This window comes from Nonomuraea coxensis DSM 45129, assembly GCF_019397265.1.
GTDB lineage: Bacteria > Actinomycetota > Actinomycetes > Streptosporangiales > Streptosporangiaceae > Nonomuraea > Nonomuraea coxensis.
In genome coordinates this window covers 3,895,168-3,918,435 of record NZ_CP068985.1, presented here as the reverse complement: position 1 = coordinate 3,918,435, position 23,268 = coordinate 3,895,168, and the positions used below count along the sequence as shown (strand labels likewise).

Sequence of the window (23,268 nt, the reverse complement as noted above, 5' to 3'; positions counted from 1 at the left end):
GACGTTTCGCCGTTCCGGCTCCGGGCAGCGGGCGCATGAACGGACGAAAGGTACACGTCCCGTACAGATCGCTGGAAATGCCGGGACTCACGGCGCAGACTGGATAGACGGCGATCGCGTGGAGCAGTGGAGCACCCGTGGACAATCACCTTGAGCACCTGCCGATCCTGTCCCGAGGCAGACATCGCAACCCGAAACGCGGTGCCTGCTTCATGGAACTGGCCTCCTACCTTGCCGGGGAACGCTGGAGCGACCATCCGGCCTGCACGCACCCGCTGCTGGCCGCACTCGCCCGCCTGGTCAACGACAACGTCGACGACGAGAACCGGGCCGCGCTGGTCCCCCTCGTCCCCTCGATCATCGGGCTGACCGGCGACGACCTGCGCGTGGACGCGCGGATCGCGCTGCGCTGCGCCACGACGGCGCTGCCGGTGGCCGCGGCCGAACGCCAGCTCGCGCTGGCCGTGTCGGTGCTGGCGGCCGAGGAGATGCTCGCCAGGCTGGACGGCGCGCCGCCCGGCCGGCTGAGCGAGGCGAGCCGGCGGGCCCTGGACGAGGTCCCGCACGCGAGGGAGCAGGCCAGGCGCTTCAGCCGGGCCGCCAAGATCACCGAGAAGGGCTTCCGCAGGTACGCCGCCCCGAACGCGGTCCAGCTCGCGGTCGTGGGCATCGTGCAGGCGTGCGTCAACGACCCGGACGCGCTGCTGCGGCGGCTGCTGGAGGAGACGATCGCGGACTGCGCGGCCATGCTGCGCGGCACCCCGCCGACCGGCGACACCCTCGCCGACCTGCCCACGGGGCCCGCAGGGGCCGCGGTCACTCCGGAGGCACCGGTTCGCGCCTGACCGGCCACCCGGTCCGATCGGCCACCGCGCCCGGTCGGCCGCCGAACCCTTCGATCACCATCCCTGCGGTCGCGCGCCGCAGGGATCTTCATGCATCCGCCCGGTCACCCGGCGTGACGGACCCCTGGCAGAACGGTTTTTTCGCAGGTCAGGCTAGCCTTTCCTTCGTTGCGGATCTTGTCGCAAAACCGTAGATTTTTGGACAAGAGCATCCGTAAGTGGAGGATTTCCATGACCATCGAGCTCGCCGAGCCACGCTCCCCCGAGCAGCACCACACGCACCGCGACGTGACCGGTGGCTGGCTGCGTCCGGCGGTGTTCGGAGCGATGGACGGGCTCGTGTCCAACTTCGCGCTGATCGCCGGCGTCGTGGGCGCGGCGGGCACCGGCGGGAAGGCCGCGGTGCTGGCCGGGTTCGCCGGGCTGGCCGCCGGGGCGTTCTCCATGGCGGCCGGGGAGTACACCTCCGTGAAGTCGCAGACCGAGCTCATGCGGGCGGAGATCGCCGTCGAGCGGCGCGAGCTGGCCCGCAACCCCGAGGGCGAGCGCGCCGAGCTGGCCGCGCTGTACGAGTCGCGCGGCCTGGACCCTGACCTCGCCCGCCAGGTGGCCGACAGGCTGTCGGCCGACCCCGAGCAGGCCCTGCGCGTGCACGTGCGCGAGGAGCTGGGCGTGGACCCCGACGACCTGCCCTCGCCGTACCTGGCGGCGGCCTCGTCGTTCCTCGCCTTCGCCCTGGGGGCGCTGGTGCCGCTGGCGCCGTTCCTGTTCGGGGCCTCGGGGCTGGCGGTGGCCGTGGTGCTGAGCGTGCTCGGGTTGTTCGGGTTCGGCTCGGCGGTGGCCGCCATGACGGCGCGGCCCTGGTGGCAGGGCGGCCTGCGGCAGCTCGCGCTCGGCGTGGGCGCGGCCACCGTGACCTTCGGCCTCGGCCACCTGCTGGGCGTCACCCTGGCCTGAACCCCGGCCGCCCTGAACGGCCCGAGGCCCGCCCTGAACCCGGGCCTGAACCCCGTCGTCCTGAACCCTGGCCTGAACCCCCGAGCCGTCACGCCGCTCGGCGCGGGGGTCAGCGCCGCCGGCGGCGGCGGAGGGGTTTGAGGATCGCGCGCACCGTCAGCAGCAGCACGACGGCCACGAACTGGCCGCCGAGGACGATCCGGTTGACGTCCACGGCGGGATGCCACTTCACCTCGCCGTCCTTGATGACGTAGACCCCGGCGGGCGCGGCCCCGTGGCCGAAGCCGAGGCCGCTCCCGCCGCCCTCCTCCTTGTCGTTCCTGCCCTGCCCCTGGCCGGCCCCGCCGCCCTGGACGACCCTGGCCACGGGGATGACGACGATGTCGCCGTGCTGGATCGGCTCACCGAAGACGCGCCCGACGGTGGCGGTGTCCTTGGTGCGTTCGACCAACTCCTTGATGTCCATGGGGACATCCTCGCCCAGAAGCCGCCGGCCGACTACGCGCGCCGGCCGCGCAGCTCGCGGTAGCGGCGGACCAGCCGCTCGGTCGAGGGGTCGGGGAAGGTGGTGGGCGGCTCGTCGGAAGTGAGGGCGGGGGCGAGGTCGGAGGCCATTTTCTTGCCCAGCTCGACACCCCACTGGTCGAAGGAGTCGATGCCCCAGACGGTGCCCTCGACGAACACGATGTGCTCGTAGAGGGCGACGAGCTGCCCCAGCGTGGACGGGGTGAGCTTCGGCGCGAGGATCGTGGAGGTGGGCCGGTTGCCGGGCATGACCTTGTGGGCGACGATGCCGGCCGGAGTGCCCTCGGCCGCGATCTCCTCGGCCGTCCTGCCGAACGCCAGCGCCGAGGTCTGCGCCAGCAGGTTGGCGGTGAGCTGGTCGTGCATGCCCTCGCGGTCCTCGTGCGGCTCGGCGAAGCCGATGAAGTCGGCGGGCACGAGCCGGGTGCCCTGGTGGAGGAGCTGGTAGAAGGCGTGCTGGCCGTTGGTGCCCGGCTCGCCCCAGAAGATCTCGCCGGTCTGCGCGGTGACCGGGGTGCCGTCGGCCTTCACCGACTTGCCGTTGGACTCCATGGTGAGCTGCTGGAGGTAGGCGGGGAAGCGGTGCAGGCGCTGGCTGTAGGGCAGGACGGCGCGGGTCTCGGCGTCGAAGAAGTCGGTGTACCAGATGCCGAGCATGCCCATGATCACCGGCATGTTCCGCTCGAACGGCGTGGTGCGGAAGTGCTCGTCCATGGCGCGGAACCCGGCGAGCATCTCGCGGAAGCGCCCGGGCCCGATCGCGATCATGAGCGACAGCCCGATGGCCCCGTCGTAGGAGTAGCGGCCGCCCACCCAGTCCCAGAAGCCGAACATGTTGGCGGTGTCGATGCCGAACTCGGCGACCTTGGCGGCGTTGGTGGAGACGGCGACGAAGTGCCTGGCGACCGCGTCGTCGCCGAGCGCGCCGGTCAGCCAGCTCCGGGCGACGCGGGCGTTGGTGAGGGTCTCCAGGGTGGTGAAGGTCTTGGAGCTGACCACGAACAGCGTGGTCTCGGGGTCGAGGTCGCGCAGGTTGCCGAGGATGTCGGCGGGGTCGATGTTGGAGACGAAGCGGGCGGTGACGCCGGCGTCGGCGTAGTCGCGCAGCGCCTCGTAGGCCATCGCGGGGCCGAGGTCGGAGCCGCCGATGCCGATGTTGACGACGGTCTCGATGGGCTTGCCGGTGGCGCCCCGCCACTCCTTGCCCCGCACCCGGTCGGCGAAGGCGCTCATCCTGTCGAGCACGGCGTGCACGTCGGCGGGCACGTCCTGGCCGTCGACCACCAGCTCGGCCTCGCGCGGCATCCGCAGCGCGACGTGCAGCACGGCGCGGTCCTCGCTGACGTTGATGTGCTCGCCGCCGAACATGGCCTCGACGCGGTCGCGCAGGCCCGCCCGCTCGGCCAGGGCCACCAGCAGCTCGACGGTCTCCTCGGTGGCGCGGTGCTTGGAGTAGTCGAGGTAGAGGTCGCCGGCGGTCACCGTCATACGCCCGGCCCGGCCGGGATCCTGCGCGAACAGCTCACGCAGATGCCTGCCGGCCAGCTCCTCCTGGTGCTTGCCCAGCGCCGCCCACTCCTGGCTCTGGGTGATGTCGCCGTCCACGTGTCTCCTCCTCGCACCGCAAAGCGCGTGCCACATCGATCAGATCCTGGTCCATCGTTCCGTAACCCCGTACCCGTCGAGGATGATTCCGCGCACGGCGGAGTCGTGTCTTTGCGTCCCCGGTGGGATCCACGGGCCCACTGAATGTCGAATTCGCCCCCTTCTGGGGGGTTCAGCACCGCTCTCAGAGGAATGGGCATGGGCATGAGGCATATCGACGCGTACTGGCGCGCGGCCAACTACCTGTCGGTCGGGCAGATCTACCTGCTGGACAACCCGCTGCTGACCGAGCCGCTGCGGCCGGAGCACATCAAGCCCCGCCTGCTCGGCCACTGGGGCACCACCCCCGGGCTGAACTTCTGCTTCGCCCACCTCAACCGGGTGATCAAGGAGCGGGACCAGGACATGATCTACATCGCGGGGCCGGGGCACGGCGGCCCCGCCGCGGTGGCCCACGCCTGGCTGGAGGGGACGTACACCGAGCGCTACCCCGACATCACCCAGGACGCGCAGGGGATGCGGGCGCTGTTCCGGCAGTTCTCCTTCCCCGGCGGCGTCCCCAGCCACGTGGCGCCCGAGACGCCGGGCTCGATCCACGAGGGCGGCGAGCTGGGTTACGCGCTGGCCCACGCCTACGGGGCCGCGTTCGACAACCCGGATCTGGTGGTGGCGTGCGTCATCGGCGACGGCGAGGCCGAGACCGGCCCCCTCGCCGCGAGCTGGCACTCCAACAAGTTCCTGGACCGCCGCCGCGACGGCGTCGTCCTGCCGATCCTGCACCTCAACGGCTACAAGATCGCCAACCCCACGGTGCTCGCCAGGATCCCCGAGACGGAGCTGCTGAAGCTCATGGAGGGCTACGGCTACCGCCCGCACATCGTCGGCCCCGACCACGAGCAGATGGCGGCCACGCTGGACGTCTGCTGGGAGCAGATGGCCGCCTACAAGGCCGGCGACGCCCCGCGGCTGCCGATGATCATCCTGCGCACGCCGAAGGGCTGGACCGGGCCGAAGGAGGTGGACGGCAAGCCCGTCGAGGGCACGTGGCGGGCCCACCAGGTGCCGCTCGCCAAGGTGCGCGACAACCCGGCGCACCTGGCGCTGCTGGAGGAGTGGATGCGCTCCTACCGGCCCGAGGAACTGTTCGACGCCGACGGCCGGCCGGTCCCGGAGGTCGTCGAGCTGGTCCCGGCCGGTCCGCTGCGGATGAGCGCCAACCCGCACGCCAACGGCGGGGAGCTGCTGCAGCCCCTGCGGCTGCCCGACTTCCGCCGGCACGCGGTCGAGGTCAAGTCGCCCGCCGCCCAGCAGAGCGAGCCCACCCGCGTGCTCGGCGGGCTGCTGCGCGACGTGATCGCCGCGAACCCGACCACGTTCCGGCTGATGGGCCCGGACGAGACCGCCTCCAACCGGCTGCAGGCCGTCTTCGAGGTCACCGACCGGGCCTGGGACGCCGAGCTGCTGCCCACCGACGAGGACCTGGGCGCCGGCGGCCGGGTCATGGAGGTGCTGTCGGAGCACCTGTGCCAGGGCTGGCTGGAGGGCTACCTGCTGACCGGCAGACACGGACTGTTCAACTGCTACGAGGCGTTCATCCACATCGTGGACGCGATGTTCAACCAGCACGCCAAGTGGCTGGAGACCGCGCACAAGATCCCGTGGCGGCGGCCGGTGGCGTCGCTGACGTATCTGCTGTCGTCGCACGTGTGGCGGCAGGACCACAACGGCTTCAGCCACCAGGACCCCGGCTTCCTCGACGTCGTCGTCAACAAGAAGGCGTCCGTGGTGCGGGTCTACCTGCCGCCGGACGCCAACACCCTGCTCTCCGTCGCCGACCACTGCCTGCGCTCGCGCGACTACGTCAACGTCATCGTGGCCGGCAAACAACCCGTGCTCGACCTGTTCACCATGGACGAGGCCATCGTCCACAACACCCGCGGCCTCGGCATCCTGCCCTGGGCCTCCACCGACGAGGGAACCGAGCCCGACGTGGTGCTCGCCTGCGCCGGCGACGTCCCCACCCTGGAGACCCTGGCCGCCGCCGCCCTGCTGCGCGAGCACCTGCCCCAGCTCAAGGTCCGCGTCATCAACGTCGTCGACCTCATGCGGCTCCAGCCCAGGTCCGAACACCCGCACGGCATGCCCGACACCGAGTTCGACACCCTGTTCACCGTGGACAAACCGATCATCTTCAACTTCCACGGCTACCCCTCGCTGATCCACCAGCTCACCTACCGCCGCCACGGCCACGCCAACCTCCACGTCCGCGGCTACAAGGAGGAAGGCACCACCACCACGCCCTTCGACATGGCCATGCTCAACGACATCGACCGCCACCACCTGGTCATCGACGTCATCGACCGCGTCCCAGGACTCGGCTCCAAGGCCGCCCACCTGCGCCAGCGCATGAGCGACGCCCGGCTGTACGCCCGTGCCTACACCCGCGAGCACGGCGAGGACCCCGGCGAAATAAGCTCCTGGACATGGCCGGCCACATTCTCGTCCTGAACACGGGATCCTCATCGATCAAGTACGAACTGGTGGACGTCCGGACCCACGATCGCCCGGCCCGAGGGCTGATCGAGCGCATCGGCGAGCGGTCCGGACGGCTCACCCACCACGCCGGGGACGGGCCGCCGTACGTGCGGGAGCGGCCCTTCCCCGACCACGGCGACGGCCTGGACGCGATGATGGAGGCCTTCGCCGCGGCCGGCCCGGAGCTGGACCCGGTCGCGGTCGGGCACCGCGTCGTGCACGGCGGCGCGCGCTTCGGCGGGCCGGTGCTCGTGGACGACGAGGTGGTGGCCGTGATCGAGGAGCTGGCGCCGCTCGCGCCGCTGCACAACCCGGTCAACCTGGCCGGGATCCGGCTGGCGCGCAAGGCGTTCCCCTCGGTGCCGCAGGTGGCGGTGTTCGACACGGCCTTCCACCGGACGTTGCCGCCGGAGGCGTACACGTACGCGGTGCCGCGCGACTGGCGCGAGGAGCTGGGCGTGCGGCGCTTCGGCTTCCACGGCACCTCCTGCGCCTACGTCTCGCGCCGGGCCGCCGCCATGCTCGGCCGCGACCTCACCGAGCTCAACCTGATCGTGCTGCACCTCGGCAACGGGGCCAGCGCGACCGCGATCTCCGGGGGGCGCAGCGTCGACACCTCCATGGGCCTGACCCCGCTGGAGGGGCTGGTGATGGGCACCCGCTCCGGCGACGTGGACCCGGGGCTCGCCGGCTACCTCGCCCGTGTGTCCGGCGCCGACCCGCAGCAGGTGGAGCAGGACCTCAGCCGCCGGTCCGGCCTGCTCGCGCTGGCCGGCACCCTCGACATGCGGGAGGTGCGCGCCCGCGACGACGACGAGGCCCGCCTGGCGCTGCGGATCTACACCCGGCGCATCCGCAAGTACGTCGGCGCCTACTACGCGCTGCTCGGCCGGGTGGACGCCGTCGTCTTCACCGGCGGGGTGGGCGAGCACGACGCCGCCACCCGCGCGGAGGCGCTGGCCGGGCTCGACCGGCTCGGCCTCGCCGTGGACCCCGCGCTCAACGCGGCCGGGGACGGCGAGCGCGCCGTCTCCGCCCCTGGCGCGGAGGTGCCGGTGCTGGTGGTCCCGACGGACGAGGAGTGGGAGATCGCCCACCAGGCGCTCACCCTGATCTCCGGCGGCGCCGAGGGCTGACCGGCGGCTCGGGAGGCGGGCCCGCCGATCACGGAAGCGCCGGCGCGAGTGGACAGCTCCGGCGCGTTCGTGATCACAATTGGCGGTCCGAACCCCCTATTCCCGGAGCACCCCCATGCCGAAACGCCGTCTGACCGCGCCGGTCGCCCTGGCCGCGCTGTTCCTCGCCCTCACCGCCCCCGCGTCGGCGGCCGCGGAGGGCAGGACGACCGACCCGACGCTGCCGGGCCCGGTCTTCAAGACGGTCACCGACAAGAACGCGCTGCTGTCCCTCCAGACGTTCGGCCGCCCCGACGGCAAGGACATGGTGTTCAGGATCTCCGGCAGCGTCTATGCCAACGTCGAGGGCAACGCCCTGGAGCCGGGGCTGCGGCACGGCCAGAAGCTGTTCGGCATCGAGGGCTACAACATCCGCCGCCTCTACCGGGTGCCCGGCACCACCAAGCTCTACCAGCTCTCCCGTGAGATCGTCTTCTACACCGACCCCGCCGATCCGACGAAGATCCTGCGGGAGTGGAAGAACCCGGTCGACCTCAAGACCTATCCGGTCGTCCCCATCAACAACGACACGGTGAACTTCGGCCCGTTCGACGTCACCCCGTCCTACGCCGGCCCGCCCACGCGCAGGCTGCACGACGAGACCGTCTGGACCAGCGACATCCCCGTGCGCACCGACCTCGGCACCGCGCTCGGCGAGCGGTTCGGGCTGGTGGGCGGCGTGTACGCGGCCCAGGAGATGTTCGACTTCTTCGTCGACGACCGCGAGGTGGCGGCCCGCGCCCAGCCGGGCAAGGTGCCCTCGGGCGCGATGAAGACGAAGATCGCCTGGAGCCGGACGAGCCCGTGGGCGCCGTTCATGTGCCTGGCCGAGAGCGAGGTGCGCGGCCAGCTCACCTACCACGCCAGGAGCTGGTCGCTGAACGCGTACGCCGACGTCGAGCCGTGGATCCGCGCCGAGGTCGAGCAGAACCACCCGCTCTACCGGAGCGCCCCGAGCGCGCCGGGCGCCAGCGAGAACTCCTGGACCTCCTTCCACGCCAAGCAGCTCAACAAGGGCGCCACCACGTGGGCCGCCTGGTGCGCCGCGAACGCCGGCTGATCCTTCCCGCGCTCAGGGCAGGCGGGGCACGGCGGGGACCCAGAACTCGACCGTCGTGCCCGCGCCCGGCTCGCCCTTGATGTCCCACCAGCCGCCGGCCGTCTCGGCGCGCTCGCGCATCTCGATCAGCCCGAAGTGCCCGCTCTGCCCGCCGGGCCGGTCCAGGCCCACGCCGTCGTCGCGCACCCGTACGTGCACGCCCCGGTCGAGCGAGACCAGCGACACCGTGACGGAGGCCGCGCCGGCGTGCCTGGCCACGTTGGTCAGCGCCTCCTGGCAGATGCGGAAGACGGTGACGGCGGCCTCGGCCGGCGGCTCGGCGTCGAGGTCGTACGCCAGCTCGCACCGCACGCCGGTGCCCGCCATGACCGTCTCGATGTACGCGCCCAGGCTCGCGACCAGGCCCTCCTCGGGCGGGCGCAGCCGGAAGGCGAGCTCGCGCAGCCGGTCCGCGGCGGCGTCGACCGTCTCGTCGATGCCGTGCACCGCGTCGGCGTACTCGCCGGGCAGCGCCGAGTCCCGCAGGCGGGACTCCAGCAGGCGCAGCCGCATGCCGACGGCGACCATGGACTGGATGGTGTCGCCGTGCACGTCGTTGGCGATGCGGCGGCGCTCCCGTTCCTGGGCCTCGATGAGCCGGGCCAGCAGCAGGCCGCGCTCGTCCAGGGCGCGGGCCATGCTGCGCCGCTCGGTGAGGTCGCGGGTGACCTTGCCGAAGCCGCGCAGGCCGCCGTGCTCGTCGTGCAGGGCGGTGATGACGACGCCGGCCCAGAAGCGGGTGCCGTCCTTGCGGACGCGCCAGCCCTCCTCCTCCCACTGGCCGTCGGCGGCGGCGACCGCGAGCTCCGTGGCCGGCCGGCCCGCCGCGACGTCCCCGGAGGGGTAGAAGACCGAGAAGTGCCTGCCGATGATCTCCTCGGCGGCGTAGCCCTTGATGCGCCGGGCGCCGGCGTTCCAGCTCACGACGCGGCCCAGCGGGTCGAGCATGAAGATGGCGCAGTCGCGGATGCTCTGGACGAGCAGCCGCATGTCCTCGGCGGGGCGGTCGCGCTCGGGCATGAGGAGGCAGCCTCTCACGGCCGGTCGGGGCTCAGGGGTCAGGCGCCGGCGGGGCGGGCCTCGCGGCGGGACGACGCCCGCTCGCACCACCCGACCTTACCGCCCCCGGGGGCACCTGGGCATGACGGGGCTGGGCGGCAGCGTCAGTCCAGCAGCCCTTCGCGGCGGGCGACGGCGACCGCCTCCAGCTTGGAGCGGGCGCCCAGCTTCGCCAGCACGTGCTGGACGTGGTTGCGGGCGGTGTTCCTGGTCACGCCGAGGCGTTCGCTGATCTCGCCGGTGCTGACGCCCTCGGCGAGGAGCAGCAGCGTCTCGCGCTCGCGGGCGGTGAGCCGCGCCCCCGGGTGGCCGGCCCGCCCGGTGAGCCGGTCGAGCACGCCGGGCAGCAGGCCGGGCGGGAACACCACCCCGCCGGCGGCGACCTCGCGGACCGCGGACTCCAGCTCGCCCAGCCGGGAGGACTTCACCAGCAGGCCGGCGCCGCCGGACTGCACCACGCGGGCGGCCACGGAGGCGGTGGCCTCGCCGGTCAGCACGAGCACCCGGGCCCCCGGCGCGGCGGCGGCGAGGCGGCCGATGGCCGCGATGCCGTCGCCGTCGGGCAGCCGGCGGTCGAGCACCACCACGTCGGGCTGCGCGCGGGCCGTCTCGGTCAGGGCGGCGGCGATCGTCCCGGCGCGGGCGGCGACGGCGATGCCGGGGGCGCGGGCCAGGGCGAGTTCGATGGCCTCCGCGACCATGGCGTGGTCCTCGACCAGCACCAGCCGGATCAGGGGTGAGGCGGTCGGCATGGGCGTGTCGGTTTCCCTCGGTTCCGTCGGCTCGGCCCCGCGCGACGCGATCACGCTGTTCGGACGGGTCCCCCAAGCCTTCCATGCCGTCCCGGCCTCCTGCCACCGGCGGGTGTACGGAGGGCTGTCGCAGGTGGACGGTGTCAAAACGCGGTAAATGCCAGGTACCGTGCCACTGGTAATGTTGTCCGGAAATTTACGCATTCGAACGGGTGGGACAGGTGGAGGTCGAGCAAACAGCGCTGCCGGGGATCGGGCTCAGACACGACTTCACCACCCGGACCGGGCAGCGCGTGGGAGTCGTCTCCCACCGCACCGGGCGCCGGGACCTGGTGATCTACGACAAGGACGATCCCGACCGCGCCTGCCAGACGGTCAAGCTGAACGACGAGGAAGCCGACGCCCTCGCCGAACTGCTCGGCGCCCCGCGCATCGTGCAGCGGCTCAACGCCCTGCACGAGCAGGTGGAGGGCCTGGTCAGCGTCCAGCTCCCGATCCCGGAGGGCTCCCCGTACGCGGGCCGGCCCATGGGAGAAGCCCGGGTGCGCACCAGGACCAGCGCCTCCATCGTGGCCGTGGTCCGCGGCGGACGGGTGTTCGCCAGCCCCGGGCCGGACTTCGTGTTCGGCACGGGCGACGTCGTGGTGGTCGTGGGCAGCGAGGACAGCACCGCCGAGGTGGCCGACATCCTGGCCCGAGGGTAGGGGCGCGGGTTGCACGAAACCGCGATCCTCTTTCTCGAGTTCGGAGCGGTCCTTCTCGGTCTCGGCGTCCTCGGCGCGCTGGCCCTGCGCGTCGGCATCTCCCCCATCCCCCTCTACCTGATCGCCGGTGTGGCGTTCGGCACCGGCGGCGTGCTGCCCCTCGCGACCAGCGAGGAGTTCATCTCCGTCGGCGCCGAGCTCGGCGTGGTGCTCCTGCTGCTCACGCTCGGGCTGGAGTACAACGCCGACGAGCTCATGACCAGCCTCACCGGCAACGCCCGCGCCGGCATCGTGGACCTGGTGCTCAACGCGGCGCCGGGCGCGATCTGCGCGCTGCTGCTCGGCTGGGGGCCGGTCGCCGCGGTGGCGATGGCGGGCGTCACCTACGCCACCTCCTCGGGCATCACCGCGAAGGTGCTGTCGGACCTCGGCTGGATCGGCAACCGCGAGACACCCACGGTGCTGTCGCTGCTGGTCTTCGAGGACCTGACGATGGCGATCTACCTGCCGGTGCTCACCACCATGCTGGCCGGTCTCAGCCTGCTGAACGGCGCCATCGCGGTGGGCATCGCGTTGATCACGGTCAGCGTGGTGCTGATCGTGGCGCTGAAGTTCGGGCGGCTCATCGAGGCGTTCGTCTCCAGCCCGAACTCCGAGGTGCTGCTGCTGAAGGTGGTCGGGCTGGCGCTGCTGGTGGCCGGCCTGGCCCAGCAGCTCCAGGTGTCGGCGGCGGTGGGCGCGTTCCTCGTCGGGATCGCGCTGTCGGGCGAGCTGGCCGAGGACGCGCAGGCGCTGCTGGCGCCGCTGCGCGACCTGTTCGCCGCGGTGTTCTTCGTCTTCTTCGGACTCCAGACCGATCCGGCGAAGATCCTGCCGGTGGCGGGGCTGGCCGCGCTGCTGGCGCTGGTCAGCATGGTCACCAAGCTGCTCACGGGCATCTACGCGGCCCGCAGGGCGGGCATCGGCAAGGCCGGTCAGGCGCGGGCCGGCATCGCGCTCATCCCGCGCGGTGAGTTCAACATCGTCATCGCCGGCCTCGCGGTCGGCGCGGGCGCGCACCCCGACCTGGGGGCGCTGGCGGCGGCGTACGTGCTCATCCTGGCGGCGTTCGGCCCGCTGGCGGCCAAGCTGGTGCAGCCGTTCATCACGGCGATCGCGAAACGCGCCTGATCCGCTAGCTTTGTCGGCATGGGCACCAGACGAGCGACGTTCCCCATCGAACGCACGATCGGCGCGGACGACTGGGACGCGCTGGAGATCACGAAAGCTGATTTCCGGCGCGTCCTGTTCCAGGACGTGGACCTGACGGAGCTGATCGACCACGGCTCCTCCTTCGAGGAGTGCACGTTCGGCAACGTGCGCTTCAACGTCTCCGAGCACACCGACGCGCGCTTCCTCACCTGCCTGTTCGCCGGGTGCTCGTTCTTCGACGCGACGTTCACCGGCTGCAAGCTGACCGGCAGCGTCTTCGACGGCTGCACCTTCGGGCTGCTGAAGGTCAGCGGCGGCGACTGGTCGTACGTGCGGCTCCAGGGCGCCGACCTGCGCGGCAGCACCATCGACGGCGTACGGCTGCGCGAGGCCGACCTCGGCGGCGCCCGGCTGGAGGGCGCGGAGCTGCGGCGCTGCGACCTGTCGGGGGCGTGGCTGCGCGGGGCCGACCTCACCAGGTGCGACCTGCGCGGCAGCGACCTCGGCGGGCTCGACCCTGCCGACGTCACGCTCAAGGGCGCGATCATCGACCCGGTGCAGGCGACGGCCGTGGCCACGGCGCTGGGCCTGGTCGTCCGCCCCTGACGGGCCGCCCCCCGGCCGTCACGAGCGCGCCGGGTCCCGGATCAGGGAGACGGCGGTCCGCCGCAGGGCGGGCAGCGCGGCGAGGACACGGTCCGCGCGGCGGCGGCGCTCGCCGGGCGTGCCCGCGCCCAGGTCGTCGAGCAGCTCCAGCAGCCCGTCCTCGTATCCGCCCAGCCCGGCCATGGCCCGCTTGGCCAGGCAGCGGGCGTAGGTGGCGGCCAGCCAGAAGACCGCCTCGCGGTGCAGGCCGCGGGCGACGAGCTCCCGTCCGCCGTCGACGGCCACCGGCCGGGCGGCGGGCGTGAGGTCGGAGGCGTACGGGTAGCCGGGGGCGTCGGCCTCCGTGGCCGCGTCGAAGACGGCCTCCAGCGCGGTCAGGTGCCGCGACACCCTCCCGGGGCTCATCTCGCCGCAGCCCAGCAGGTCCAGCAGCTCCTCGTGCCGGTCGAGGCGGCCGTGCGCGGCGAGCAGGTCGCGCACGGCGGCGTACCGCTTGCGGACGGTGGGGTTGCGCAGCGCGGCCACCAGCGGCACGTGCGCGGTCACCCCGGTGCCGAACAGCCACGCCATGACCTGGGCGGGCAGCGGCGCGGCGGCGTCGAGTGCGCCCAGCCGGTCGCGGATCCGGCCCAGGGCGTCCTCGCAGCGGGCGAGGATCCACCGGCGCTCGGCGAAGCCGCGGGCGACCAGCCGCTGCAGCCGTTCCAGCCGCCCGGTGGGGTCGGCCAGGACGCCGGGCAGGTGCAGGCTGCCGGCCAGGTGGTAGTCGCCGAGCACCTCGCGGGGGCCGCCGATCGCGGGGATGGCGGAGACCTCCAGCAGGACGCCCTCGTAGCGGAACTTGCCGATCCTGACGGGCGGATCGGCGATCACCATGACGTCCACGTCGGAGGTGGCGGGCAGCTCGTCGGACGGGTCCGCCCACAGCGCGGAGCCCGTCAGGAACGCGCCGCCGAACCCCGGCAGCGCGGCCCCCTCCTCGCGCACCCACCGGCGCGCCAGCCGCCTGGCCTCTTCGACCCGCATCCCCGTCCCCTCTCTCCGTCCCCGCCGGTCTCCCCCGATGATGACGGGGGAGCCACAACCCGCATTCTCGCGCGGGACACTCGCCTGTCCGCGCGTTCGCGGCCGGGCGGAGGGGGCAGCGCTTGCACATGGACGACGCCTCGAAGGCGGGCCCGGACCTGGAGCTCGTGGTCCGCCGGGAGCTGACGGAGGCTGGTTTCACCGTCGAGCCGTCCCTGCTGTCGGCGGACGGCGGGCTCGGCGTGTGGCACGATCCGGCGCGCGGGGTGATCGTGACGTGGGGCACCGCCGCCGACCGCCTGGTGAAGTACGCGACGGTGCGCTCGGCGGTCCGGCTCGCGCTGCGTACCGTCCTGGTGCGCGCCGGGCACGAGGTGCGCGAGGACTTCGACGGCACCGAGCTGGTCATCACCTCCTGACCCGGGACGGCGGCGGGCGTGACGACGCCCCCGCCGCCTGGGGTGATCGGGCTGCCCCGCGGAGGGACGGCCTTCATCGGTTGTGGGAATGGCGGACGGCGGGGGCGCGGCTCCGGACGTCAGATGAGCTGGAGCGCGGGCTCGGCGGCCTCGCCCCGGGTGTGCAGGTCCTCCCGGAAGGCGGCGAGATAGGCGTCGCGGTCGTGGAAGGTGGCGGCGAGGGCGTCGCCGTAGTCGATGAGCCGGCGGTGGGCGTTCCCGCGCGGCTCGTAGCGTTCGTGCATCAGCCGGTCCAGCAGGACGGGGTCGCCGCCGGCCGCGCAGATGACGTCGGCCAGGATCTCCGCGTCGCGCAGCGTGTAGCTCATCCCCATCCCCGTCATGGGGTGGCAGGCGAACGCGGCCGAGCCCAGCAGGGCGGCGTTGCCGCGGTGGTAGGCGGCGACCCGCATGGCCGAGACCTTGATCCGCTGCCACGCGGCGGTCTGGAGGCTGTCGAAGGCGTCGGAGCTCTCGGAGACGAACTTCTTCAGCTCGTCCACGAGGGCGGGGATGCCGTCCTGGAAGATCTCCTCGTCGCGCTCGGGCGGCAGGCCGACGAACACCCTGGTCTGCTCGGCGCCGAGCGGGTAGAAGTAGGCGAGCCAGCCGTCGGAGCTGAAGTAGAGCCGGTTGAGCCGGGCGGCGCTCTCGGTCAGCGGCACCGTGGCCACGCGCATGATCAGCCGCTCGTACGGCAGCGTGACCTGCTCGATGCCGAGCGCCTGGCGCACCAGGGATCTGGTGCCGTCCGCGCCCACGACGGCCCCGGCCCGCAGCCGGCGGCCGTCGGCGAGCGTCAGCTCCTCCACTCCTCCCTCGCCGACGGCGATGTCGCCGATCTCGGCGCCGAACCAGAACTCCACGCCCTCCACCGCGCAGCACGTGTAGATGAGCTCGACCAGCTCCCTGTAGGGGCGGATGAGGAAGCCGCCGTCGGGGAAGCGGCAGTCCTGGATCGGGTCGCCGTCGTGGTAGTAGCGGATGTGGTCGCGCCTGAGGCCATGGCGCCCGACGAGGTCCGCCAGCCCGTGCCGGGCCAGCACCCGCAGTCCGGGGGGCTTGAGGAAGTCCGCGCCCGCGCTGGGGATCGACGGTCCCTGTTCGATGACGACGACGTTCTGCCCGCGGCGGCGGAGGAGCATGGCGAGGAAACAGCCGCCGAGCCCGGCGCCGACGATGGCTACGTCGCACGATGTGGTTGCCATGACGAGGAGCCCTTTCGGTGGTTCTGGATCTAGTTCGGATTCCCGCGGCTGCTCGCGAACGGGCCTGAGTCGGCCGCGCGGGGCCGCGGGACGGCGTGGACGGGCGGGTTGGCGGGCGGGGTGGCGGGCGACCCGACGGGCGTGCCGACGGGCTGGTCCATGGGCAGGGCGCGGGTCTCGGCGGGCAGCAGCGCGTCGGCCTCCGCCGCCACGGTGGCGAGGGTCATGCGCAGCTCCAGCAGCATCCGGCGCGGCACCTTCACCATGACGTCGCCGGGGTCGGTCCGCACCCGGGTGATCTTGGTGAGGGCGAGCGCGCCGATGAGCACCGAGATGGCCACGCACATCGCGATCGCGCCGGCCAGGCCGCCGAAGCCGCCGATCAGCGCCGGGTGGTCGATGACGAGCGAGACGACGGCGACGCCGACGGCCCCGCCGACCATGCGGGCCATGGTGGCCGCGCCGACGGCGGAGGCGTACTGGTGGGGGCGGGCGGCCAGGGTGGTGGCCACCGACGTGCCGGGCGCGAGCGCGCCCACGCCCATGCCCACTATCACGCTGGCGATCAGGCCCCACACGGTCGGCCCTGCCTGGGTCAGGACGAGTACGCACGCGCCGCCGCACAGCAGCGACCCGGCGTAGATGAGCCCGTACGGGCCGATGTGCTTGACGAGCTTTCCGGCCAGGTAGCTCGTCACGACGACGGCGACGGACGTGGGCGTCAGCCACATGGCCACCTCCAGCATGGGGTAGCCGAGGTGGAGCAGGTAGAGCGGCTGCACGGTCAGCAGCCCGTACGACAGCGCGCCGAACCCCCAGGTCGCCAGCCAGCCCCAGACGAACCTGGGCCGGCGCCACAGCGCGAGGTCGATGGCGGGCAGCCGGTGGTGGCGGGCCTGGGCGAGCGCCCCGCCGATCAGGAGGAGGGCGGCCAGCCCCAGCCACGCCACGTCCGTGCCCCAGGCCATGGCCTTGGAGATGGCGAGGACGACGACCGCGATGCCGGCGGCGAGCAGCCACGCGCCGAGCACGTCAGGCAGGCCGCGCGCGCCGGCCCGCTTGCCGGGGGGCAGCGCGAGGCAGGCGACGAGGAGCACGACGCCGATGACGACGTCGGGGACGAACAGCATCCGCCAGTCCACGGCGGCGGCCAGCCAGCCGCCGCCCGCCTGCATGAGCAGGCAGCCCAGCCCGGAGGCTGAGCTCCACAGCGCGATCGCGCCGCGCCGCTCGCTCTCCGGCAGTTCGCCGAGCAGCAGCCCGAGGCTGGCCGGGATCATCGCGGCGGCGCCCGCCCCTTGGACGGCCCGCGCCGCGAGGACGTACGACCAGGAGTCGGCGGCCACCGTGGCGACGCCGCCCAGCACGAACACCACCAGACCGACGGCCAGCACCCGGCGGCGGCCGAACAGGTCGGCCCAGCGGCCGGCCGTGGCCAGCAGCGCCGCGATCGGGATGAACGCCGCGCTGGTCAGCCAGACGAGGTCGCCGAGGGGCATGCCGGCGCCGGCCGGCGTGTAGCGGAGCACCCCGACGGCCAGGGTGGTGGCCGTGGTGTCGGCCATCACGGTCAGCATGACGCCCGCGCCGACCAGGCGCAGCATGACGCCCTGGCGGCGGCTCAGGACGGCCGTGCTCGTCCCCCGTGCCGGTGACGAACGCACGTGGTCACCTCCAACTCACTATCAGTGGTCCTCGCCGGCCGCGCGGGCCGGCGGGATGGGCTGTTCCGTGGTACGGGAAGTGCGCGGGTCCGCGCGGTTCAGGCGCCGTAGCGGCCGGGCGAGAGCAGGCCGTCGGGGTCGAGCGCCGTCTTGAGCCGGTGGAGCATGCCGAGGCTGGCGGTGCTGGTCTCGGACCAGACGTCGGCCGCGGCGTGGTCGATGTCGGAGCGGTAGATGGCGCAGCCGTTGCCGCGCAGGACGCAGTTGCCGTCGTTGCGGAGCTGGTGGGCGCGGTGGGCGCCGTCCGGCCGGGAGCGGTCGAAGAAGATCTGGATGACGCCGTTGGCCATGTGCCGGCCGACGACGTTCCACTCGGCCATGAGGGCGGTGGAGTGGGCGTCCACGGCGCTCTGCAGGGCGTCCACGATGTACGCGGTCCTGCGGGCGTCGGTGGGCATCAGCGGCATCAGGGCGAGGAAGCCGAGCCCGGTGGCGTCGACCTGCTCGCAGGAGGCGACGCCGAGCGCCTTGCGCACGCCCGCGCACGTCGGGATGCCCTGCGACATGAGGGCCCGGGCGTAGAGCGGGTCGTCCGGCTTGACCTCGGTCGGGTCCACCACGAGCAGTTCCTCGGAGCCCTCGACCTCGGCGAGCGCCTTGCGCAGCAGCTCCTCGGCCAGCTCGACCGCGGCGGCGGTGCCGAGCAGCGGCCCCATGACGGCGAAGCGGTCCAGGTCGACGCCCGCGGGCAGCGTCCAGTCGCCGTGGGACGGGGTGAGCGCCAGCTCGCGCACGCGGAGCATGCCGTCGGCGGGGTTGCCGCGGCGGACGAACCCGGCGACCGCCTCCAGAGCGACCGCGGCCTGGTGGCGCGGCAGCCGGCCGTACACCATGCCGATGGACTCGGGGCGGGGCACCAGGGCGATCGCCATGGCGGTGACGATGCCGAGGTTGTGCTGGACGAACGCGGCGGTGAGGTCGGGCCCGGCAACCCTGCCGTGGTAGCGGCCGGCCGGGTCGAGCCCGCCGGTGGTGACGACGCTGCCGTCGGCGAGCACGGCTTCGAGGCCGGCCACGTCGTGGACGCGGGAGCGGAAGGTGCCGTCGCCGCGGTCGAGTGCGTTGCCCACCACGGAGGTGTCGGCACAGGAGTTGGTGACGTTCAGCATCCACGGGGTGTCGCGCAGCGCCTCGGCGAGCTGCCGCTGCGTCACGCCGGGCTCGATGACCGCGAAGCCGGTCTCGAGGTCGATGCCGCGGATGCGGTTCATGCCGCTGAGGTCGACGACGACGTTGTCGTCGGTGACCGGCATGGCCGAGCCCATGCCCCAGTTGCGGCCGGTGCTGATCGGGTACAGGCGGTGCCGGGTGGCGCCGGCGGCGCGGACGAGGGCGCGGACCTGGTCGAGGGTGCGCGGGGACTCGGTGCCGGTGATGGAGCGTGGCTGGTGACCTCCGACGTCACGCGGCATCAGCTCGACTCGCGTTAGCTCCTGCATGGTCGTCCTTCCGTTCCTCTCAGGCGGTGTGCTGGAGCAGGTCGTCGATGGAGCCGATGGCCTGGTGGGACATGTCCCTGATCTCGAGCAGGCGCTGCTCGGCGAACAGGTCGGGCGCGGGGATCATCTCGGGCTGCGGGGACTGCACGGGGAACTCGCGCAGCGCGTACGGGTGACGCCGGGGTCGCGGCGGGCTGTGACGGAGAGCGTCGCGGGAGTCGTCGCGGGTGTCGGGCCTGGCGGGTCCGGGCAGGTGCGGGGGGGTTCGCATGACGGGGCCTTTCCTACCGGATGTGGGGCGGGGTTTCTTCCGGGGTGGCCGCTCGCCCTTGAGCGGCGTCTGGGTCAGCCTGCGCCCTCCTCGTGGCCGGCGTATCCGGCCAGGGGAGCGGCGGCGACGGCCGCGGGGGTGGCCCGCGGGGCGCCGTGGTCGATGACGCTGTCGATGACGCTGTGGTTGATGACGCTCGCGGCGATGCGGCGTTCGGCGAGCCCCATGTGGGGGCGGCCGGCGGCGGGGGTGCCCGGACGGGCGGCCGAGCCGCGGATCATGGAGCTGGCGTGCACCCAGCGGCGGTTCTCGCCCAGCACGTCACGCTGGGCGCGGCGCAGGTCGCCGTGGCGGGAGTGGTGCTCGCACACCGCGCGGGCGAGCACCCGCGCCATGACGAGGTGCTCCTCGCAGGCGGCGGCGACCTTGGCCTCCAGGCCGATGACCTGGGCGAGCAGGAGCTGCAGGTGGGACAGGCCGGAGCTGCGCTCGTAGCCGTCGAGCTCGGCCAGCCGCTCCGGCCAGCGCAGCCGGCGTTCGATGGAGGCGCAGGTGGCGGCGACGATCTCGGCGGCGGGCGCGTCGCCGGGGTCCTGGCCTTCGAGCTGGACGGCCCGCTGGGCGGTCTGCTCGAAGCCGGTCAGGCGGCGCAGGCCGCTCTGCAGCAGGCGTACCCGGTTGTGCAGGCAGGCGGCGCTCCAGCCGAGCACCAGCAGCCGGTCCTGGTCGGCGTCGCAGTGCCAGCCGACCAGCGACACCTCGCGGGCCAGGCGGTGGTGCAGCACCCACGCCTCCTGCGGGGCGGGCGGCACGGGGGTGTCGATCCACACCTGCAGGCCGCCGGGTGGCAGTTCGCCGACGCCGATCTCCACGCCCTCGGGGGCGACCCGGGCGCAGATGCGGTGGACGACGCGTTGCTGGGCCGCCGTCTCGGGCGCCACCGGCGTCGCCGTGCCGTCCCAGAGAGGCGGCATTCGCTGTGGGGCCACTTCCGCCCTTGGCTCGACGCTCATCTGAGGCCACCTCCTGACCCGCGGGCCGAATCGGAGCTCTGTAAATTCACACTTAATAGTGCCGCTCTGATCGTGGGCATGACGAGCTTTTCTGTCAACTGGCACTTTACGCATCCAGTATGTTTGCGGCGGCGCAGACGCGGAAAGCGCGGCGCGACGGCGACTTCCCGCAGGTGAATCCCGGGTTGCCGGGGGTGAGTGATCTAGAGTCCGAACCGTCGGCCACGCGAGGACGACAGGACGAGGAGCGGAACGGTGCCGGTGCCCAGAGCCGTGGTCGCGGCCGTGGTCGCCGCCTCGGCGTTGCCCGCCGCGGCGGGCTCGCCGCAGGCGGGAGGCGGCTACTGCCTGCTGCCGGACCAGTCCCAGCTGCCCGTCCCTAACCTGATCGCCACTGCTTCCTCACTCGACTGGATTCATCCGCATCCGCCGCCCGCCGAGCGGGAGCCGGCCGACCTGGAGCGGCTGGACTTCGCGGGTTTCCCGAACGTGTCCGTCCTCGACGTCGCCGGGCGGGACGGCCGGCCCGAGCAGAAGGTGATCACCACGTTCACCACGAACGTCGACAAGGTCGTCACCCTCACCAGCGAGGCCGCCGTGTCCACCGACGGCGGCGTCACGTTCGGCCCGCCGGCGGCCACGCCGCTGCGCGAGTCGCCGGTCGAGCTGCTGGACGGGCGCTACTTCGCGACCGAGTACTACCCGGAGCGGACCGGGCCGCACACGGCGAGCCTGGGGGTGCTGACCTCGGACGTCGCCGACGACGGCGAGGACTGGCTGCGCTCGGTGGCGACCCTGGGCACGCCGGACGAGCTGCTGCCCGGCGGGGCCGCGCACGGCACGCCGGTGCAGCTCGCCGACGGGACGATCCTGATCACGGTCTACGCCCGCTACCTGGACACGGGGGCGTACCAGGCCGAGGTCTACGCCAGCTCCGACGGCGGCCGGACCTTCGAGCGGCGCGGCGTGATCGCCCGCCCGGAGGAGGCCGGGTACGGCTACACCGAGGCCGCGCTGGCGCAGGTCATGGACGGCACCCTGCTGGCGGTGATCCGCCGCGACGGCGGCGGGTACGCGACGCTGAGCCAGGCCCGCTCGGCCGACGGCGGCCGGACCTGGACGCGGCCGGCCGGGCTGCGCTTCGCCGGCATGGACTGCGTGGTGCGGGGCGTCGCGCCGCGCCTGCTGCTCATGCCGGACGGGATGCTCGTGCTGAGCGCGGGCCGCCCCGACAACTGGCTGGCCGTCTCCCGCAACGGCCTGGGCTACGAGTGGGGAGAGCCGCGCGTGACCTACCACAACCGGGACGGCGTGTGGGACACCCACGGCTCGTCCGGCTACACCGGCGTCGCGGCGGTCGGGCCGCACCGGCTGATCCAGGTGGTGGACAACTGCAAGCTGGCCGGGGTGCGGCCGGACCACTCGCTCGACGAGACGGCCTGCCCCGCGCACGGCCGTTTCGAGCAGGGCGGCCGGTACGCGATCAAGCGCCGCCTGTACGACCTCGCCCCGCCCGCGCCCGGCCGCCTGGACCTGGGCGCGATGCTCCGGCGCGGCGACCTGACGGTGTCCACGACCATGCGCTGGACCGGCCGCGGCCGGCCGCGCACCCGCCCGGCGGCCGCCCTGGACGGCAGCACCCGCTACTGGTCGAGCGCGGTCGCCGCGGGCGGTCCCGGCTCGTACGTGCTGCACCTGGACCGGCGGTACCGGTTCACCCTGGCCGGGCTGAGCCTGCGCCCGGGGCATCCGGCCGGGGCCCGCGTGTACGTCTCGCGTGACGGGCGCTCGTGGGGCGAGCCGGTGCTCACCATTGCCGGCCGCACGGATTACGCGCTGCGTTATGAGCCGATATCGGCGGACGGCCGGCACGTGAAAATCGTGGTCGAGCCTTCCGGCGATTGCGACGAGGAAATCGGCGCGTCGTGCGCGATGCTCAACGAGGTCGAGCTCTACGCCTCACCGTGACGTTTTCCGCCTGTCGGACATGGCTGTCAGGTGTCCAGGTCGAGCCGGTCGTGGCCGCCCGTTCGCGGCGCCGGGACGGCCGAGCCGATTCCGTAATGGCGATTGAGCCGAATTTCCTCCGCGACGGTCAGCAGGCCGTCCACGGCGACGTGCGGCGCGTCCCTGACTTTCTCCCCGTCGAAGGCGACGGTGATTTCTTCGCCTGTGCGGTGGCTGCCGGCGAGCGGCACGAAGGTCTGCCGCATACCGAGGAATCCGCCGCACACGGTCACCCATTCCGCGCGGCCGGTGTGGTCGTTGAGATAGACCTGTCCCACCCTGCCGAGCGGCTCGCCGTCGCAGCCGACGACGTGGCATTCCAGCAGCGTGCGGATCTCCGTCTGCGTGGCCACGAGCTACCCCCTGATGCGGTGACCCTTTGCGTCAAACTGGACAAGTACCCCAAATACCCACAAAACCACACCTCGTGGGGAGGAGTTTTCGTCCGGTACCGCACCGCCGCGGGCCGGGCGCGGCGCGCCCGGCCCGCGGCCCCGCCAGGAGCGCGGGCGGATCAGCCGCCGTGCGCCTTGCGCAGGGCCGCCAGGTGCTCCTTGAGCTGCGGCTCGGCCTCCTTCGCCAGCGCCACCACCTCCTGCGAGGTGCCCTTGTCGATCTGCTGCTTGGTGGCCCTGATCGCGGCGGTGTGAGCCTTCGTCATCCCGGCCACGAAGTCCTGGTCGAAGTCGGCGCCCGTGTCCTCGCGCAGCTTGGTCGACAGCTCCTTCTGGTCGGCGGTGGGCGAGGTCGGCAGGTCCACGCCGAGCCGGCCGGCGAGCTGGGTGACCTTCACGTCCAGCGCGGTGTGGTCGTCGACCAGCATCTTGCCGATCGACTTCACCTGCTTGGTGGTGCCCTTGGCCTCCGCCAGGCGGCCGGCCTGGACCTCGGCCATGTTGCCCTGGTGGATGGTACGCAGCCAGGTCTTGTCCAGGTCGGACGGCGGCGCGGTGGTCTGCGGAGCCACCCCCGCGGTGTTCGTCGGTACGGTCCCGCACCCCACGAGGGCGGCGGCGGCCAGCAAAAGGGTCAGGCGGCGAGTACGCATGAGCATTCCTATGACGATGGC

The 23,268-nt window shown here is 72.8% G+C and carries 22 protein-coding genes; 10 read left to right on the top strand and 12 right to left on the bottom strand.

What is annotated here, in order from left to right; translation table 11 throughout:
• Positions 1 to 137 precede the first annotated feature (137 nt).
• A complete protein-coding gene (locus Nocox_RS18310; RefSeq protein ID WP_211212473.1) occupies positions 138 to 845 on the top strand; it encodes a hypothetical protein in 708 nt (235 codons plus the stop codon).
• 231 nt (positions 846 to 1,076) lie between these two features.
• Positions 1,077 to 1,802, top strand: a complete 726-nt coding sequence (locus tag Nocox_RS18305; RefSeq protein ID WP_020539956.1) for a VIT1/CCC1 transporter family protein — start codon at positions 1,077 to 1,079, stop codon at positions 1,800 to 1,802.
• 109 nt (positions 1,803 to 1,911) lie between these two features.
• Here the strand turns inward: Nocox_RS18305 and Nocox_RS18300 are convergent, their stop codons facing one another.
• Positions 1,912 to 2,268 (bottom strand): spore germination protein GerW family protein, encoded by a 357-nt coding sequence (locus tag Nocox_RS18300; RefSeq protein WP_020539957.1) that lies wholly within the window; start codon positions 2,266 to 2,268, stop codon positions 1,912 to 1,914.
• A 32-nt stretch (positions 2,269 to 2,300) separates the two neighbouring features.
• Complete coding sequence (pgi, locus tag Nocox_RS18295) at positions 2,301 to 3,968, bottom strand: glucose-6-phosphate isomerase (protein ID WP_051112374.1); 1,668 nt, start codon at positions 3,966 to 3,968, stop codon at positions 2,301 to 2,303.
• Positions 3,969 to 4,130: 162 nt separating this feature from the next.
• Between pgi and Nocox_RS18290 the strand changes: the two genes are divergently transcribed.
• The 3 genes from Nocox_RS18290 (at position 4,131) to Nocox_RS18280 (ending at position 8,702) form a co-directional block, all read left to right on the top strand.
• Positions 4,131 to 6,440, top strand: coding sequence for a phosphoketolase family protein (locus Nocox_RS18290; RefSeq protein ID WP_020539959.1), 2,310 nt, complete (start codon positions 4,131 to 4,133; stop codon positions 6,438 to 6,440).
• Positions 6,416 to 7,603, top strand: a complete 1,188-nt coding sequence (locus Nocox_RS18285; RefSeq protein ID WP_020539960.1) for an acetate/propionate family kinase — start codon at positions 6,416 to 6,418, stop codon at positions 7,601 to 7,603. Before Nocox_RS18290 ends, Nocox_RS18285 begins: the two co-directional genes overlap by 25 nt.
• Before the next feature lie 115 nt (positions 7,604 to 7,718).
• Entirely contained in the window at positions 7,719 to 8,702 is a 984-nt protein-coding gene (locus Nocox_RS18280; RefSeq protein WP_020539961.1) for a DUF1838 family protein, read from the top strand.
• Positions 8,703 to 8,714: 12 nt separating this feature from the next.
• On the opposite strand, the gene Nocox_RS18275 is transcribed toward Nocox_RS18280, so the two are convergent.
• A complete protein-coding gene (locus tag Nocox_RS18275; protein ID WP_020539962.1) occupies positions 8,715 to 9,761 on the bottom strand; it encodes a PAS domain-containing sensor histidine kinase in 1,047 nt (348 codons plus the stop codon).
• A 143-nt stretch (positions 9,762 to 9,904) separates the two neighbouring features.
• A complete protein-coding gene (locus tag Nocox_RS18270; protein WP_020539963.1) occupies positions 9,905 to 10,552 on the bottom strand; it encodes a response regulator transcription factor in 648 nt (215 codons plus the stop codon).
• Positions 10,553 to 10,773: 221 nt separating this feature from the next.
• On the opposite strand from Nocox_RS18270, the gene Nocox_RS18265 reads away from it, so the two are divergent.
• From Nocox_RS18265 to Nocox_RS18255, 3 genes are read left to right on the top strand one after another with little or no spacing between them, the layout of a single operon-like run.
• Positions 10,774 to 11,256 (top strand): cation:proton antiporter regulatory subunit, encoded by a 483-nt coding sequence (locus tag Nocox_RS18265; RefSeq protein WP_020539965.1) that lies wholly within the window; start codon positions 10,774 to 10,776, stop codon positions 11,254 to 11,256.
• 9 nt (positions 11,257 to 11,265) lie between these two features.
• Entirely contained in the window at positions 11,266 to 12,426 is a 1,161-nt protein-coding gene (locus tag Nocox_RS18260; RefSeq protein WP_020539966.1) for a cation:proton antiporter, read from the top strand.
• Between the two features lie 18 nt (positions 12,427 to 12,444).
• Entirely contained in the window at positions 12,445 to 13,053 is a 609-nt protein-coding gene (locus Nocox_RS18255; RefSeq protein ID WP_020539967.1) for a pentapeptide repeat-containing protein, read from the top strand.
• An 18-nt stretch (positions 13,054 to 13,071) separates the two neighbouring features.
• Here Nocox_RS18255 and Nocox_RS18250 read toward each other — a convergent pair whose 3' ends face one another.
• Complete coding sequence (locus Nocox_RS18250; protein WP_020539968.1) at positions 13,072 to 14,079, bottom strand: hypothetical protein; 1,008 nt, start codon at positions 14,077 to 14,079, stop codon at positions 13,072 to 13,074.
• Positions 14,080 to 14,207: 128 nt separating this feature from the next.
• On the opposite strand from Nocox_RS18250, the gene Nocox_RS18245 reads away from it, so the two are divergent.
• On the top strand, positions 14,208 to 14,498 hold the full coding sequence (locus Nocox_RS18245) for a hypothetical protein (RefSeq protein WP_020539969.1): 291 nt from the start codon (positions 14,208 to 14,210) through the stop codon (positions 14,496 to 14,498).
• Between the two features lie 119 nt (positions 14,499 to 14,617).
• Here Nocox_RS18245 and Nocox_RS18240 read toward each other — a convergent pair whose 3' ends face one another.
• The 5 genes from Nocox_RS18240 to Nocox_RS18220 form a co-directional block, all read right to left on the bottom strand.
• Complete coding sequence (locus tag Nocox_RS18240) at positions 14,618 to 15,745, bottom strand: FAD-dependent monooxygenase (protein WP_020539970.1); 1,128 nt, start codon at positions 15,743 to 15,745, stop codon at positions 14,618 to 14,620.
• Between the two features lie 29 nt (positions 15,746 to 15,774).
• Entirely contained in the window at positions 15,775 to 17,409 is a 1,635-nt protein-coding gene (locus Nocox_RS18235; protein WP_157382704.1) for an MFS transporter, read from the bottom strand.
• Between the two features lie 98 nt (positions 17,410 to 17,507).
• Positions 17,508 to 18,908, bottom strand: coding sequence for an FAD-binding oxidoreductase (locus Nocox_RS18230; protein WP_084685158.1), 1,401 nt, complete (start codon positions 18,906 to 18,908; stop codon positions 17,508 to 17,510).
• Between the two features lie 19 nt (positions 18,909 to 18,927).
• Positions 18,928 to 19,179 (bottom strand): hypothetical protein, encoded by a 252-nt coding sequence (locus tag Nocox_RS18225; protein WP_020539973.1) that lies wholly within the window; start codon positions 19,177 to 19,179, stop codon positions 18,928 to 18,930.
• Positions 19,180 to 19,253: 74 nt separating this feature from the next.
• The gene (locus Nocox_RS18220) at positions 19,254 to 20,153 is read right to left on the bottom strand and encodes a hypothetical protein (protein ID WP_020539974.1); all 900 of its coding nucleotides are present in this window, start codon (positions 20,151 to 20,153) and stop codon (positions 19,254 to 19,256) included.
• A 294-nt stretch (positions 20,154 to 20,447) separates the two neighbouring features.
• On the opposite strand from Nocox_RS18220, the gene Nocox_RS18215 reads away from it, so the two are divergent.
• A complete protein-coding gene (locus Nocox_RS18215; RefSeq protein ID WP_084685159.1) occupies positions 20,448 to 22,160 on the top strand; it encodes an exo-alpha-sialidase in 1,713 nt (570 codons plus the stop codon).
• Between the two features lie 26 nt (positions 22,161 to 22,186).
• Here Nocox_RS18215 and Nocox_RS18210 read toward each other — a convergent pair whose 3' ends face one another.
• The gene (locus Nocox_RS18210) at positions 22,187 to 22,552 is read right to left on the bottom strand and encodes a PRC-barrel domain-containing protein (RefSeq protein ID WP_020539976.1); all 366 of its coding nucleotides are present in this window, start codon (positions 22,550 to 22,552) and stop codon (positions 22,187 to 22,189) included.
• Between the two features lie 161 nt (positions 22,553 to 22,713).
• Positions 22,714 to 23,247, bottom strand: coding sequence for a DUF4142 domain-containing protein (locus Nocox_RS18205; RefSeq protein ID WP_157382705.1), 534 nt, complete (start codon positions 23,245 to 23,247; stop codon positions 22,714 to 22,716).
• Positions 23,248 to 23,268: the final 21 nt, after the last annotated feature.

What these genes read in the sequence shown, in the direction of transcription:
- Nocox_RS18305 (WP_020539956.1), top strand. Translation starts at nt 1,077, where the DNA reads ATGACCATCGAGCTCGCCGAGCCACGCTCCCCCGAGCAGCACCACACG.
- Nocox_RS18300 (WP_020539957.1), bottom strand. Translation starts at nt 2,268, where the DNA reads ATGGACATCAAGGAGTTGGTCGAACGCACCAAGGACACCGCCACCGTC.
- pgi (WP_051112374.1), bottom strand. Translation starts at nt 3,968, where the DNA reads ATGTGGCACGCGCTTTGCGGTGCGAGGAGGAGACACGTGGACGGCGAC.
- Nocox_RS18290 (WP_020539959.1), top strand. Translation starts at nt 4,131, where the DNA reads ATGGGCATGAGGCATATCGACGCGTACTGGCGCGCGGCCAACTACCTG.
- Nocox_RS18285 (WP_020539960.1), top strand. Translation starts at nt 6,416, where the DNA reads ATGGCCGGCCACATTCTCGTCCTGAACACGGGATCCTCATCGATCAAG.
- Nocox_RS18280 (WP_020539961.1), top strand. Translation starts at nt 7,719, where the DNA reads ATGCCGAAACGCCGTCTGACCGCGCCGGTCGCCCTGGCCGCGCTGTTC.
- Nocox_RS18275 (WP_020539962.1), bottom strand. Translation starts at nt 9,761, where the DNA reads ATGCCCGAGCGCGACCGCCCCGCCGAGGACATGCGGCTGCTCGTCCAG.
- Nocox_RS18270 (WP_020539963.1), bottom strand. Translation starts at nt 10,552, where the DNA reads ATGCCGACCGCCTCACCCCTGATCCGGCTGGTGCTGGTCGAGGACCAC.
- Nocox_RS18255 (WP_020539967.1), top strand. Translation starts at nt 12,445, where the DNA reads ATGGGCACCAGACGAGCGACGTTCCCCATCGAACGCACGATCGGCGCG.
- Nocox_RS18250 (WP_020539968.1), bottom strand. Translation starts at nt 14,079, where the DNA reads ATGCGGGTCGAAGAGGCCAGGCGGCTGGCGCGCCGGTGGGTGCGCGAG.
- Nocox_RS18245 (WP_020539969.1), top strand. Translation starts at nt 14,208, where the DNA reads ATGGACGACGCCTCGAAGGCGGGCCCGGACCTGGAGCTCGTGGTCCGC.
- Nocox_RS18240 (WP_020539970.1), bottom strand. Translation starts at nt 15,745, where the DNA reads ATGGCAACCACATCGTGCGACGTAGCCATCGTCGGCGCCGGGCTCGGC.
- Nocox_RS18230 (WP_084685158.1), bottom strand. Translation starts at nt 18,908, where the DNA reads ATGCAGGAGCTAACGCGAGTCGAGCTGATGCCGCGTGACGTCGGAGGT.
- Nocox_RS18225 (WP_020539973.1), bottom strand. Translation starts at nt 19,179, where the DNA reads ATGCGAACCCCCCCGCACCTGCCCGGACCCGCCAGGCCCGACACCCGC.
- Nocox_RS18220 (WP_020539974.1), bottom strand. Translation starts at nt 20,153, where the DNA reads ATGCCGCCTCTCTGGGACGGCACGGCGACGCCGGTGGCGCCCGAGACG.
- Nocox_RS18205 (WP_157382705.1), bottom strand. Translation starts at nt 23,247, where the DNA reads ATGCGTACTCGCCGCCTGACCCTTTTGCTGGCCGCCGCCGCCCTCGTG.